Annotated in this window: 11 protein-coding genes; 1 reads left to right on the forward strand and 10 read right to left on the reverse strand. The window is 65.0% G+C overall.

What is annotated here, in order from left to right; all coding sequences use genetic code 11:
* Window positions 1–84: 84 nt before the first annotated feature.
* Window positions 85–564, reverse strand: a complete 480-nt coding sequence (locus OCW50_RS25930) for an aminotransferase-like domain-containing protein (protein WP_262299552.1) — start codon at window positions 562–564, stop codon at window positions 85–87.
* Window positions 565–1,011: 447 nt separating this feature from the next.
* Here OCW50_RS25930 and OCW50_RS25935 point away from each other — a divergent pair, with 447 nt between their 5' ends.
* On the forward strand, window positions 1,012–2,046 hold the full coding sequence (locus OCW50_RS25935) for an IS481 family transposase (protein WP_262299553.1): 1,035 nt from the start codon (window positions 1,012–1,014) through the stop codon (window positions 2,044–2,046).
* Between the two features lie 598 nt (window positions 2,047–2,644).
* Here OCW50_RS25935 and OCW50_RS25940 read toward each other — a convergent pair.
* The 9 genes from OCW50_RS25940 to OCW50_RS25975 form a co-directional block, all read right to left on the reverse strand.
* Window positions 2,645–4,264 (reverse strand): GMC family oxidoreductase, encoded by a 1,620-nt coding sequence (locus OCW50_RS25940; RefSeq protein WP_262299580.1) that lies wholly within the window; start codon window positions 4,262–4,264, stop codon window positions 2,645–2,647.
* Window positions 4,265–4,746: 482 nt separating this feature from the next.
* On the reverse strand, window positions 4,747–5,577 hold the full coding sequence (locus OCW50_RS25945) for an alpha/beta fold hydrolase (RefSeq protein ID WP_262299554.1): 831 nt from the start codon (window positions 5,575–5,577) through the stop codon (window positions 4,747–4,749).
* Between the two features lie 24 nt (window positions 5,578–5,601).
* Window positions 5,602–6,360 carry an adenylate/guanylate cyclase domain-containing protein gene (locus tag OCW50_RS25950; protein WP_262299555.1) on the reverse strand — a complete coding sequence of 253 codons (759 nt, stop codon included), beginning with the start codon at window positions 6,358–6,360 and terminating at the stop codon, window positions 5,602–5,604.
* Window positions 6,360–6,617: a DUF1127 domain-containing protein gene (locus OCW50_RS33475; protein WP_373371513.1), complete on the reverse strand. Its 258-nt coding sequence runs from the start codon at window positions 6,615–6,617 to the stop codon at window positions 6,360–6,362. Before OCW50_RS33475 ends, OCW50_RS25950 begins: the two co-directional genes overlap by 1 nt.
* Before the next feature lie 255 nt (window positions 6,618–6,872).
* A complete protein-coding gene (locus OCW50_RS25955) occupies window positions 6,873–9,356 on the reverse strand; it encodes a two-component system VirA-like sensor kinase (protein WP_262299556.1) in 2,484 nt (827 codons plus the stop codon).
* The gene (locus OCW50_RS25960) at window positions 9,301–10,323 is read right to left on the reverse strand and encodes a cytochrome-c peroxidase (protein WP_262299557.1); all 1,023 of its coding nucleotides are present in this window, start codon (window positions 10,321–10,323) and stop codon (window positions 9,301–9,303) included. Before OCW50_RS25960 ends, OCW50_RS25955 begins: the two co-directional genes overlap by 56 nt.
* Before the next feature lie 10 nt (window positions 10,324–10,333).
* Window positions 10,334–11,062, reverse strand: coding sequence for a response regulator (locus OCW50_RS25965; protein ID WP_262299558.1), 729 nt, complete (start codon window positions 11,060–11,062; stop codon window positions 10,334–10,336).
* Window positions 11,063–11,446: 384 nt separating this feature from the next.
* Window positions 11,447–12,169, reverse strand: a complete 723-nt coding sequence (locus tag OCW50_RS25970; protein WP_262299581.1) for an alpha/beta fold hydrolase — start codon at window positions 12,167–12,169, stop codon at window positions 11,447–11,449.
* Window positions 12,170–12,405: 236 nt separating this feature from the next.
* Entirely contained in the window at window positions 12,406–13,425 is a 1,020-nt protein-coding gene (locus tag OCW50_RS25975; RefSeq protein ID WP_262299559.1) for a 1-aminocyclopropane-1-carboxylate deaminase, read from the reverse strand.
* Window positions 13,426–13,515 lie beyond the last annotated feature (90 nt).

A 13,515-nucleotide genomic window follows, 5' to 3' on the forward strand; every position in this document is an offset into this window, starting at 1 on the left:
CGATAGGAGCGCGAGTTCGTTCTTACGCCATTGTAGAGCCCTCGCACTGATCGAGAACGCTTCGGTACCTTCGCTACAGGGAGGTCACACAATCGAGGACAGGGCGCTCGGCCCATGAGACAGCACTGCGGCCAACACCCCCAGTCCTCGCTCCAGCACGGCTTGGCTCTGGGCTGCTCCGAGGGAGACACGGATCGCCTCCGGGGACGATCCGACCGCGAAGGCCTCGCTTGGCACGAGGGCAAGTCCCGACTGGCGTGCATAGAGGTTGAGGTCGGCCCGGCGCCAGCGCTCCGGCAGCGTCAGCCAGAGGTGATGCCCCTCCGGGTGAGCCTGGAACTCGAGGCCCTGCAATGCTCGGCTTGCGATGGCCTGCCGGACGGCGCTCTCCTGACGGATCGCACCCGTGACGGCTTCCAATGTGCCGTCCAGGATCGATCTTGAGGCCAGCGCCGCCATGAGCGGCGGCATCATCAGGGACATGGCCCGGATCTCGGCTGCCAGCCGTAAGGTCTCGGCCATGCCGGGCGTGCAGACGTAGGCCGTGCGCAGGGCGGGTGTCACGCATTTCGACAAGGTGGTGATGTGCCAGGTAAGGTCAGGCGCGATAGCGGCAATCGGTGCAGGCGCCTGGCGCGGCAGCGCCCCGTAGGCGTCGTCTTCGACGATGGCAAAACCGTAGAGATTGGTTAGGGGAGATGTGAGGAGTTTCGTATGTCCGGAGGTGTAAGGGCCCGTCGTAAGGCAGAACGTCCAGGAGAAATCCTGGAGGCCGCCTTTGAGGTGTTGTCATGTCTGGATGGCGCCCGTTTGGCAACGTGATTGTTGTTGACGTTTGGGCCTAGCGGGGCGGGTGCGGTCATGTCTCCGGCCTTTTAGCGCGGCATTTCATGAAGTAGTTTGGACTTAATCTGACAGACGGTGTCGTTAGGCTGAGGCATGAGCCGAGGCTGGGCGCGAAGTGGTCGGGGTGCGTAGCGCCCGGCCTCGGCGTTCACAAGGAGCACCGTCATGACCAACGAGCAGAAGATCATCCGCGCCAAGGTCGGCCTTTTGGAGCTGGCCAAGCAGCTCGGCAACGTCAGCCAAGCTTGTCACATGATGGGCTATTCCCGCGACAGCTTCTACCGCTTCAAGGAGCTCTATGAGACCGGCGGTGAACTGGCCCTGCAGGAGCTGACCCGGCGCAAGCCGCTCCTGGCCAACCGCACGCCACCGGAGGTGGAGGCCGTCATCGTTGAGCTGTGCCTGGAGCAGCCGGCCTTCGGCCAGATCCGGATTGCCAACGAGATGCGCAAGCGCGGCCATTCGATCTCGCCGGCTGGCGTGCGTGGGGTGTGGCAGCGGCACGACCTTGAGACGATGAAGAAGCGGCTCAAAGCCCTGGAAGCTAAAGTCGCACAGGAAGGCCTGATCCTGACGGAGAGCCAGGTGGCAGCCCTGGAGAAGGCCAAGGCCGAGAAGGACGCGCACGGCGAGTTCGAGAGCGAATGCCCCGGCTACTGTGGGGCGCAGGACACCTTTTACGTCGGCACCATGAAAGGGGTGGGGCGGATCTACCAGCAGACCTTCATCGACACCTACACCAAGGTGGTGTTCGCCAAGCTGTACGACCGCAAGACGCCGATCACCGCGGCCGACCTGCTCAACGACCGTGTCCTGCCGTTCTTTGATGCTCACGAGGTGAAGCTGTGTCGCGTGCTCACTGACCGCGGCACCGAGTACTGCGGCAATCCCGAACACCATGGGTACGAGCTCTATCTGGCGGTCGAGGACGTGGATCACACCCGTACCAAGACGAAGAGCCCGCAGACGAACGGCATCGCCGAGCGCTTCCACAAAACGGTGCTGGATGAGCTCTACCGTGTGGCCTTCCGCAAGAAGATCTATGGCTCGATCGCCGAACTCCAGACTGATCTCGATGCTTGGGTTCGGAGTTATAATGAGGAGCGGCCGCACCAGGTCCGGTGGTGCTTTGGCAAGACGCCGATGCAAACCTTCTTGGATGCAATTCCATTAGCGAAGGAGAAGATGATCGCCGTTTGAACACAACGTCGGACAGATGAGCCCGACCAACTCTCGGACGCCAAATGTCAGATCAAGTTCCAGCTACTACACATTACCTGGATGTTCACGACAGAGAAGGCCCGCACCAAGATGGGCCGTGCCTATCCCAAAACCGCTCCTCTCGAGCCACTCGCCAAAGGGTCATAATCCCTGGGCAAAGGATCTAGCGCATCCTGCGGGAAAGCGGATCCGGTTTTCGCTGACGCGGCCCTTCGGGTCCGCCCCGAATGATGCGCTCTTCAATGATTGGAGCACCGAACCCAAAAGTGGACCCTGGGTTCGGTGCTCTAGAACTCTAGGCAGAGACCTGAAGCTCGGAGCCAACCTGCACCACCGAGCCTGGACAGTCGGTTTGGGTCCATTTCTTAAAGCGAGTTGATCCCGAGAGGACTCATGGTCCGGCGGATCTCCAATTACAGGATGTTGATGGCATGGCTGACACCAGCTTGAGGGATTGAGCATCGGACCGAAAATGGTTCCACTTTCGGTCCGATGCTCTCGCGATGTCGTCGCGAGAGACCGGGACGGAGGCGTGCCCCGTCACGGCTCCCCGGCCCCACTTGGACCGGCTCACCTCTTATGCCGCGGCATTCTCGGCGCGGTCGGCCGCGAGTCCGTGCGCCGTGCGGATCATGTCGGCCGCGCGCTCGCCGATGACGACGCACGGAGCCATCAGATTGCCCGACGTGATCCGCGGCATGATCGACGCATCCGCGATGCGGAGATTGCCGATTCCGTAGACCCGGAGCTGATGGTCGACCACGGACATCGCGTCACAGCCCATCTTGGCGGTACCGGCCTGGTGCCAGTACGTTACCGCCGAGTTTCGAATGAACTGCTCGAGGCCAATGCGATCCCGTGGCTGCGGCACGGCTTCCCGCCGCGCGATCCTGCCAAACGCCCGGCTGTTGCCGAGTTCGCGGCACAGGTCGACGGTCGCCAGCGCAGCAGCCATGTCCTCGGGCTCGCTCAGAGCGTTCGGCTCGATCAGCATAGCGTCGCCGATGTCCGGCCCCGACAGCCGCACGCGACCCCGGCTCTTCGGCTGGGCCAAGCCGGCGAACATCGTCCAGCCGTGCGCGGGAGCCTGCAAGCCCACCTCGGCGGGCGGAGGCACGGCAAACCCGAGCTGGCAATGCAGGATGTCGGGAGATGCCAGGCGGCTGTCGCTCTTCCAGTAGAGCGTTGCCTCGCACCCGCCGCTGCCGATCTCCTGCGGCTCGAAATATTCCCACGTGCAGCCGAAAGCCACGTGGTCCTGATGGTTTTGCCCGACACCCGGGAGGTGTTGGACCACGTTGATCCCATGAGCACGCAGTTCATCCTGCGGGCCGATGCCGGATTGCATGAGAACCTTCGGCGTGTTGACGGCTCCGAGGGAGAGTATGACCTCGCAGCGTGCGGTGAGATTCAGCACCCTGCTGCCGAGCAGGACCTCCACGCCCGTCACCCGATGGCCATCGAGGAGAAGGCGCGACACATGCGCGTTGGTCAGCAACGTGAGATTCGGCTGGTGCATGCGCGGATAGGTATAGGATCGATGAACGGATTCCCGCCTCCCGTCGCGGATGCGAAGGTCGGCGATCGCCGCGCCTCCGGGCCCCTCCATCATCGCCCCGTTCGGGCTGTCGAACTCCGGGATCCCCATGAGCTTGGCGGCTTCGACCATGGCACGGGCGACCGGCCGTGGTGCCGTCGGCGGCGCCACATACACCGGTCCGCCCGATCCGCGGCGGAGCGGGTCGGCCTTTCCCTGCCAGTCCTCGATGCGCCGATAAGTGCCGAGCACGGACGCGTAGCCCCATGCCGGGTCTCTCGATTCCTCGGCGAAATGGTCCCAGTCCGCCTGGTGCCCGCGTGCCCAGACCATGACGTTGATGCTCGAGCCGCCACCGAGCCCTTTGCCCATGTTCAGGGGCAGGCGGCGCCCATTCAGATGGGAGCAGGGTTGGCTCTCGAAGGCCCAATCACGCTCCGAACCGAGATTCAGCGGCCACAGGGAGGGCTCGATGAGGGCTGGGGACAGGCTTCCGTCCCCGGCCTCCAACAGCAGCACGCGAGCATCGTGCCGCTCCGCGAGACGCGCCGCGACCACGCAGCCCGCCGAGCCGGCACCACAAACGATGAAATCGAATCCATCCGTGAGGGTGCGGGCAAGGCATGACTGGTTCTGCGCCACCGCCTGGGCGTGGCGCATGTCTTCATCGTTCTGTTCCATCGCAAAAACTCCTCGTTTCGAGATTGTCCGTGGCGGCATGGGTCATGCCGCCCGAGCGAGACCCGCTCCACCATTGCTTCAGCGGCCGGAAGGATCATTCGGCCCCGCCGGTTCGTCGTTCAGATCCTGTTGCTCGGCATCCCGGCTCTCACGGTGCGTCGCGGGTGAATGTCACCGCCCGGTCGCGGCATGAGCCTTGGCCGGTGGTCGAAACGCGCTAAAACGTCTCGCAGCACCGAGGATCATGCGGTGACCATCGGGCCGGCGCATGACGATGTCGTTGCAAGCCGCCGGTCCAGGGTTACAAATGAAACAAGGCAGGCTGGAAACGGAAGGTGCCCGGGGAGCCTCTCGAGCTTCGGCGAGAGTGGCGCGAACCACGGCCCTTTCCACGCGCGGCTCGCGTCGGCCCGAAGCGCCCCAGCATCAGTCACCGGCCTGGCTCGTTCGCAGCGGGATCCTCATGCGCCGACCTCGGCGAGATCAATCAGGAAGCGCTCGACCAGAGCGTTGAACTCCAACGAGGCATGCCAGAATGGGGCGTGCCCAGCCCTGTCCAGGCGATGGCATCGCGCCTCCCACAGGTTCGCGTAGGAAATGGAATCGACATAGTCCAGATTGATCAGCCGATCCTCGGCACCATTCACGACAGCCAGGGGAATCGGGCTTCCCTCGACAGCTCGGCGCTGGTCGCCTCCGTCCCGGCCGCCGGCCGCTTGAAAGAGGATTTCACGGAACCGTCCGTCCGCGCGCCTGATCGCCGCCTGGAGAAAGGGCTCGCTCGGCTCGCCGAATATCGCGGACGCGAACCGATCGGCCTCCTCATCTGAGAGGCTGCGACGACCCGCCAGCCCGAACCGTGGCGAGGCGACGAACCCCTCCGCCATTCCGCCCCGTCTGACGGGGGGCGTCCCCGTGATGACGAGGCCCTTCATTCCGGGAAACCGCCGCATCATCTCAATGCCGATATGGCCGCCCAGCGACCATCCCAGCACAACGACTTCGGAGATGCCGAGGCGTTCGAGCAACTCGATCGCAGCGTCCGCCAGACCAGCCAACGTGTATGTTCGCATCGGGTCCGGCGCATCGCCCGACTGGCCATGACCCGGCAGGTCGAACGCGACAAGCCTTCGCCTGCGGGAGAGCGGACTGTCGAGCTGCCGCTGGAAGATGCCACGGCACGACGAGTTGCCGTGGATCAGGAGCACAGGCGTCTCGCCCGAACCGCATTCCTCGACGACGAGCGAACCGTGGGATGTTCGAACGTCTCGGATCCAGGTGGGGTTGTTCATCGGATGGGTCCTTCCCTTCTTCTCTCAAGCACTCGGCCGAGTCCGTCCCAGCGGGTGCGGATTGCGCGCGGACCGGATCCCGCTGACCATGATCTCACCCGGTTCGTTGACGGCTTCCGCCAGAAGCGCCATGGGATCGGCGTGCGGGAATGCCAGTGCATGCGCCAGGCAGATGGATATCCCCTTCCTGCGGCCGCGGATGGGCACCTGCTCGCGATGCCGCAGGTTCCGGACAAGCCCGGGGACCAACGGGGCGGCCGCCCGGACCAGGTCCTCGCTGAGCACGATCTGCGCGCTTCTGTCCTTCGCGACTTCGAGGAGCCTCTGGGCGACATTGACCACGTCGCCCAGAGGCGTGGCCTCGTCGTCGCAGGCATGGGACAGTTCCGCCATCACGACCTCGCCGAGGTGAGCGCCGATCCTGAACCCGTCCGGCACCCTGTCCTCATCGCCTGCCGACATCCATGCCGTCATGCGCGACACCAGGTCCGTGCACGCGGCGACGGATCTCGCGGCGCTCTCATCCGGACTCCGGCAGCCGGAGAAGATCATCATCGCTCCGTCGCCGAGCCGGGCGGCAACCCGCCCGCCGAAGGCCGCCGTGGTGCTGCCGATGATCGAATGGAACCGGGTCAGCATCCTATGAGTGGCATCGAGCCCGACTTCTTCGCTCAGGCCCGTGAATCCCGTGAGATCGATGAACACGATCGCGGCCGTCGTGCGCGTTCCGGATGAGCGGGACATCGTGAAATCCCCGATCTCGTGCCGGTGAGGGACCGCCATCATAGCCATCCTCGCCACCTCGCTTCGTCGCAGGGCCTGCCAACGCGCACGACAGCCTCGATCTCCATTCGCATGAGCCCGATATCCTTGAGCATGTGATCATCGAGCCCTCTGAGCTGCTGGATCGATTGGTGAATGCGCCACTCATGGACCAACCAAGTGACCGCTGCTCTCAGGGGATAGGCCGAACCACGCCCAGGCAGGGAGCGATGATGGCCGGATCCCCGAGACGTGTTGTCGACCGCAAGTTTGTACATGGCGAGCCTCCGTGTTCATTCTGGGACGTAGGACGTCGATCAGCCGCCCTGGACCGATCGATCGTCTACGGCAGTGATTGTCGGGTTCTGCGATTGCAGAGCGATGTCGCGAGGCCGAGTTTCGTTTCGGCTGAAATGAAGCGCCGTGCCTGCGCGCCGGCCGTCCCCTCATGTGCCTGGCCGCCTGTCCTCCGGGCGCGACCACGGAATCGCCCGTCTCGCCGTGCTTCTCGACCCTGTGGCCGGCGGCGGACCCTATCCGGATGACTTGGCCGGGCTGAGCGTCGTCGAAATCGCCCATGCGAGCCGCGTGGTCGTCACGGGCTTGCGCAGGAAACGCATCCGTTCGGGAGATCGCCTGTCGATCAGGCCGGCGTTCGGGGCATCGCCGATCAGCAGGGTGGGAATCGGAGAGAAGTGCTGCGCGATCCGGGCCGGATCGGGCTCACCGGGCCACAGAGACATCTCGAAGATGATCAGATCGGCCGTGTTCTTGGGTTTGGCCAGCCAGCTGCGGAGCCTGTCCAGGCTCGAGAGCCCGATGGGCTCATAACCGAGGGCTGCCGCTTTCTCCTCGAACATCGACCGTGCCTCGTCATCGCGATCCGCGATCACTATGGTCTCCCCTGCCCCGGTGAGAACAGGTCGGTCGTTCAGGAACGTGCCGATGGCGACGGGACTTCTGTGAGTCAGCGGAAAATAGAGATCGAAGCGCGTCCCGATCCCGGGGCGGCTCTGAACATCGATATGCCCACCCATTCCGACGACGGTGCCATGCACGGCCGCGAGCCCGAGCCCTGTGCCGCCCACCTCGGAGCGGGTCGTGAAGAATGGATCGAAGATATGGGGGAGCGCCTTCGAATCGATCCCGCGCCCCGTGTCGGCGACCCGCAGGACGACATAGCTCCCGGGCGGCGCCGAACCATGGGACAGGGTCATCCTCGCGCGCAGGTCGACCGCCGAGATCGAGATCGTGATCGTCCCAAAGTCGCCACTGGCCTGAGCGGCATTCCGGCACAGGTTCAGGAGGGTTTGCTGAATTTCGACCGGGTTGCCGGTGACGGCGTGCGCCCGGGCGGGGATGTCCGTCTCAAGGGTGACCTGATCGGGAACGGACACCCGCACGAGAGGAAGGGCATCCCTCACGGTCTCGCCGAGATCGAAGGGCTCGCTGATCCGGTCGCCCTTCCGGCTGAAGGCCAGGATCTGGTCGATGACCAGCTGCGCCCGCTGGCCGCTGTAAATGATTTCGCGGATGTACCGGGTCACCTGCGGCGCTCCGCGACTGGCCTCGAGGGCCATCTCGCCGTATCCCATCATGGCGAGAAGGACATTGTTGAACTCGTGCGCGATGCCGCCGGCCAATGTTCCGATGGCTTCCAGGCGCTGAGAGTGCTCGAGTCGCATGAGAAGCGCTTCCCTCTCGTCCCGATCCCGCGCCGACCTCAAGCAGGATGCGAGACATTCGCAGGCTTGGCCGAGCAGCGCCCCGAAGGTGTCGCTCCGCCGCCGCAGGAGCCGGCCGGGTGCCACCCGCAACACCGCGTACGAGCGGGAGTCGATCAAGGCGACCGCCATGGCGGAACCCTGATCCTCCGCGAGAGCCACGGAACCCGCCCCTTCGGGAATGGAGACCCTCCTCGCCCCGGCGGCGAGGTTCTCGCGTTCCCCGCCTGCCGAAGCGCCATAAACGTGTTCGATCTGACGGCTCTCGGAATCGACGGTGACGAAGGCGCACGCCCGTGCGTCGAAGAAACGCTGGAGCGCATCCAGGGAACGCTCGACGGCGGTTTCCAGCGGTACATGTGCCTCGGAGAAGCGGTTCTTCACCTCGCTCAAGGCGCTCTCGAAATCCAGTTGCCGGGAGAGCGTCCGTGTCTGCTCCCGTAGCCTGTAGACGAACAGGGCGATCAATCCGCATAATCCCAGACAGATCGACCCGAATACCACCCTGCGCCTGGCGGAGCTGACGCTCGTGCGGCCGTATGCGTCGAGATAGAGCTGCCTGATGATCTCCGACTCCGACAGGGCGCGCGATGCCTGGATGGCCGTCATGGCCCGGTCGACGAGAGGCAGGGTGTCCAGAACGATGGTCGCGTGCGAGAGGAGCGCCCGAACCTGATGGGTCCGGCCGGCCTCGGAACCTCGCACGCGATCGAGCTCCATCCGGATGCGTTGCTCGAGATCGGACGACGGATTAGCGGCGAACCTCATCATCAGATTGCCCAGCCGTCCGGACCATTCGACCAGCTCCGGCCCCTCAGGATGGGATTCACTCTGCAACTGGCTCAGGAGCAGGCCGGAGACCTCCAGCGAATTCTGCAGAAGGGCGTTGCTCGTCTTGAACCTCTCGACAAGATCGTCGTCGGAGCCGATCTCGCCGACGAGTTTCGACCATGCGCCGTCAAGACCCGAGATGCCGTCCTGACGGCTGTCGTGAAGCAGCGTCCCGAGCTGCGCCGCGCCGTCATGCAGGCGCGACACCGATTCGACGAGCGGGTCGTAGTTTCTCAGCAGGCCGGCCCGCGCCTGCAGCACATCGCGCTGGAGGGAGGCATGCGTCGTGTCGACGACCCGCAGAGCGGTCAGGACCCTGTCGTAGGTCTCACGCCTCGGCGCGTCGCCAGCCGCGAGACAGCCGAAGGCGGCGGCCCCGACGGTAAGCACCGCGATCCGCCAGAGCTCAACGATTGTCGACCGCGACAGGGGGCGGGCCTGCGGGCTTGAGCTTGCGTCCATCATACTCACCCGTCAGCGTGTTCAGAAATGCCACGATTGCCGCGGTCTCGGCGGCGGACAGGCTTCGGCCGAGCTGGCGTTCACCCATGATCGACACCGCCTGGGGGAGGCTCTCGACCCGCCCGTCGTGAAAGTACGGCCCGGTGACGGCGACATTCCTCAGGCTGGGAACCCGGAACAGGCCCTCGTCCAGCTCGGGCCGGGGATCCGACTGCGGCTCCGCGCGGTCGTGATCCGGTCCCGACGCGGGACGCGGCGGGAAGATGCCGAATTTCTGCAGCATGTTGCCGCCGAGATTCATGCCCTGGTGACACGAGGCGCATCCGTAGCCCATGAAGATGGTGAGCCCTTCCAGCTCGGCGCGCGTCAGCGCGTCTTCGTCGCCGCGCAGGTATCGATCGAAACGCGCATTGGGGGTGATCAGCGATCGTTGGAACGTCGCTAGGGCATCGAGCAGGCCGGCCTTGTCCGGCGGGCGCTTGTAAATGCGCTTGAACCAGGATGAATAGCCTGGGCTTCGAAGAAGACGCGCCGTGAGCAGGCTCCAGTCGGCACCCATCAGGCCAGGATCGAGAAGGGTCTTCTCGTTCAGCGCTTCCAGGGATTTGAAGGCGCCTTGCCAGCCGAGAACAGAGTTGAGCGCGACGTTGTAGACGGTCGGCGCATTGAACCGGTGCTCGTTGTCGTCATCGCCTCTCGTGCGCGGCAGCCGCACCGTCCCGCCTTGCCCGAGATCGTGACAGGAGGCGCACGAGATCGATGTGCGTCGCGACAGGATGGGATCGGAGAACAGCATGCGGCCCAGAGCGACCTTCTCGGGATCGAGCGGTGTCGGCAGGGCGAGCGGCGCGAAGGTCCGGCGTTCCCTCGGCTCGGCCGCGAAGCCGGCCGCCGCCGCGCACACAAGGGCCGTGCTGGCGGCGATGAGCATGCGCAACGGCGTTGTCATGGCCTTCGACGATCGCACGGGCTTCCCCTCAATCGAGCCTGGTCGGGACGCGGTTATCGACGGCGACGTCCGTGTCGAAGATGTATCCGGCCCCACGCTCGGTCACGATGAGCTTCGGGTTGGACTGGTCGACCTCCAGCTTGCGGCGCAACCGCAGGATCAGGACGTCGATGCTCCTGTCGAAGACCTCTTCGTTGTGCACCCGGCTGGCGGACAGCAACTGCTCCCGTGACAGGACCTGCCGGGGGGAGCGAAGGAAGGCGACGAGTAGATTGAACTCCGCGGCCGTGAGCTTGACCTCCCCCAGGGAGTCCGAATGGAGCCTGCGCCGCTTGACGTTCAACGTCCAATCGCCGAAGGCGTATGTCCTCCGATCGGATTTGTCGGGCGAGGCGGGCTTGACCCTCAGGGCCGCGCGGATCCGGGCCACGAACTCCCGCAGGCCGAACGGCTTCGTGATGTAGTCCGACGCGCCGAGCTCCAGGCCCACGACCTTGTCGGCCTCGTCGAGGCGATCGCCGCTGATGATGATGATCGGAGCATCCGACCTGGTAGACAGGGCGCGGACGATCTCTAGGCCATCCTCATGACCTAGGTTCAGATCGACGATCACCAGATCGGCGGGATCGGACGCCAGGATCTGCCGGAGCTGATGGCTGTCCTTCGCGGCCGTCGCCCGGAAGGCATGCTGGGTCAGATAGTCGACCAGCATGCCCCGCAGCTTGCTGTCGTCCTCCACGACGAGGATATGCTTCATCGGACACACCCTTGCATCAGTTCGAAATCCGGCCTGCGTTCGTTCTCGGTCATGGCCCGCCCATAGGGGATGCCTTTGTTGAGGATCGAAGCAGCTTGGTCGAGGTCGCGCGAGCGTCTCGTGCGGCGCCCTCGAACGTCCCGCGACGGAGATCTCGCAGCTTCGTGTATCAGGTCTGTTTCGATTGCGGTCTTCGGATTGCAATCGAAACCAACCGTCATCCGTCGCCGTCCGCCCTTGCCGTTCGCCCTTGCCGCTCGGACATCGCGGGCGGCGGGGCCATGGCAGTCGCGCGTGCGACGTGCCTCCCGTCGCGGCGCGACAGGATGAGCTTGTGCCCGCGCGGCCGGGTCGTCCCGCCCCGGACGATCCGGGGCGATGACCTCAATTCGACAGGGCTTCGGCGGCGCTGCCGATGAGGTCGGCGACCGCATCGGGCCGGGACATGAACACGGCGTGGCTGGCCTTGACCTCGACGGTAGCGCTGCCGGCCCGCTGCGCCATGGTGCGCATCAGTCCGGGGTGGATGGCCCGGTCGTCCGACGCGACGAGCGCCCAACTCTTCTTCGTCTTCCACGCTGGCTGCTCGATCTTGGCTTCGAAGGCCGCTTTGGCCGGAAAGACCTGCGAGTTGGCCATGAACTCGGCATCGGCCGCGGGCAGGTCCGCCGCGAAGTCGGCCGCGAAGACCCGCGGGTCGAGATAGAGGAACCCGTCCGAGGTCGCGGCGATCCCGGTGGTGGCCGGCGGCGTCTTGCCGGCGAGGTCGATCAGGCTCTCGCCCGCATCCGGCTGGAACGCCGCGACATAGACGAGGCCGGCCACGGAATCGGCGTTGCCCGCCTGCGTGACGACCATGCCGCCATAGCTGTGACCTACCAGGAGCGACGGCCCGTCCTGGAGATCGAGGATGCGGCGTGTGGCGTCAACGTCATCCCGCAGGGACGTCATCGGCGGCTGGACGATCGTGACCCTGTAGCCCCGCTGCTTCAGGAGATCGTGCACTTTCCGCCAGCCGGAGCCATCGGCTAATGCCCCGTGCACGATGACCACGTTCTTGATCGGGGCCGCGGATGCCGGCGCGGCGGCCGCGAGCGCGCAGAGCATGCCGCCGGCCAGCGAAAGCGAAAGATGTGTCGGTCCCATGATAAATCTCCTTCGGTTTGATTGTGCGTCGCGTTCAAGTGGTCCGGCGCTCGGCCGCCCGGAGCGACGTGTCTCGTGTTCTCGGGATCCTGGCCGGGATCGCGGATGCCGCGCTCGCCGGAGCGTTGCCGGCCGGCCACTGCCGGGGCGCGATGAAGCGGGGCGCGAGAGGGTCGATGGTGTGTTGAAGTGCGGCCCTACCCGTCCTTGTAATAGCCGACATAGCCGTTGATGGCAGGCGCGCCGCCGAGATGGACATAGAGGATCCTGGAACCGTCGGGGAATGAGCCCTGGCGGACCAGATCGATCATGCCCTGCATGGATTTTCCCTCGTAGACCGGGTCGGTGATCATCGCCTCCGTCCGGGCGGCGAGGCGGATCGCGGCGTTCGTCTCGTCCGACGGGACGCCATAGGCCGGGTAGGCGTAATCCGGGTTGATCACGATCTCATCGTCCCGGACGGCTCGCCCGAAACCGAGCAAGTCCGCCGTGTGGTCGACGATCCGGCGAACCTGCGCGCGGGTTCGGTCGGGTGTCGCGGATGCGTCGATGCCGATCACGCGATCGGCCCTGCCCTCGGGGGCGAAGCCGACGATCATCCCCGCCTGTGTCGAGCCGGTCACCACGCAGACGACGATGAAGTCGAAGGCGAAGCCCAGCGCCTTCTCCTGTTCGACGACCTCTTCGGCGAAGCCCACATAGCCGAGGGCGCCGTATTTGTGCACCGAAGCGCCGGCGGGAATCGGATAGGGCTTGCCGCCCGCGTCCTCGACCGACCGGATGGCTTCATCCCAGCTCTCGCGGAGGCCGATGTCGAAGCCGGCATCGACGAGGCGGCTGTCCGCCCCCATCAGGCGGGTCATCAGGATGTTGCCCACACGGTCGTAGACGGCGTCGTGATGCGGCACCCAGGCCTCCTGGACCACCACGCATTTCATGCCGATCTTCGCGGCGGTCGCCGCGACCATGCGCGTATGGTTCGACTGGACCCCGCCGATCGACACGAGCGTGTCGGCTCCCTGTGCGATCGCGTCCGGCACGATGTATTCGAGCTTCCTCAGCTTGTTGCCGCCCATGGCGAGCCCGGAATTGCAGTCATCGCGCTTTGCGTAGATCTGCACGCGTCCGCCTAGGCTGGCGGACAGCCGCGGCAGAGGCTCGATCGGTGTTGGGCCGAAGGTGAGCGGGTAACGTTCGAACCTCTCCAGAAGGGACATCTTTCTGTCTCCATCGATGCTTGATGAAAGGAGAATAGGAGATTTATCGGGAAAGGTGCTCTCGAATTTCTTGCTTCTTTTATCGACTTG

Origin of the sequence: Microvirga sesbaniae (genome assembly GCF_025460805.1) — a bacterium.
Taxonomy (GTDB): Bacteria; Pseudomonadota; Alphaproteobacteria; order Rhizobiales; family Beijerinckiaceae; genus Microvirga; species Microvirga sesbaniae.

What these genes read in the sequence shown, in the direction of transcription:
- OCW50_RS25935 (WP_262299553.1), top strand. Translation starts at nt 1,012, where the DNA reads ATGACCAACGAGCAGAAGATCATCCGCGCCAAGGTCGGCCTTTTGGAG.
- OCW50_RS25940 (WP_262299580.1), bottom strand. Translation starts at nt 4,264, where the DNA reads ATGCGCCACGCCCAGGCGGTGGCGCAGAACCAGTCATGCCTTGCCCGC.
- OCW50_RS25945 (WP_262299554.1), bottom strand. Translation starts at nt 5,577, where the DNA reads ATGAACAACCCCACCTGGATCCGAGACGTTCGAACATCCCACGGTTCG.
- OCW50_RS25950 (WP_262299555.1), bottom strand. Translation starts at nt 6,360, where the DNA reads ATGGCGGTCCCTCACCGGCACGAGATCGGGGATTTCACGATGTCCCGC.
- OCW50_RS33475 (WP_373371513.1), bottom strand. Translation starts at nt 6,617, where the DNA reads ATGTACAAACTTGCGGTCGACAACACGTCTCGGGGATCCGGCCATCAT.
- OCW50_RS25955 (WP_262299556.1), bottom strand. Translation starts at nt 9,356, where the DNA reads ATGGACGCAAGCTCAAGCCCGCAGGCCCGCCCCCTGTCGCGGTCGACA.
- OCW50_RS25965 (WP_262299558.1), bottom strand. Translation starts at nt 11,062, where the DNA reads ATGAAGCATATCCTCGTCGTGGAGGACGACAGCAAGCTGCGGGGCATG.
- OCW50_RS25970 (WP_262299581.1), bottom strand. Translation starts at nt 12,169, where the DNA reads ATGCTCTGCGCGCTCGCGGCCGCCGCGCCGGCATCCGCGGCCCCGATC.
- OCW50_RS25975 (WP_262299559.1), bottom strand. Translation starts at nt 13,425, where the DNA reads ATGTCCCTTCTGGAGAGGTTCGAACGTTACCCGCTCACCTTCGGCCCA.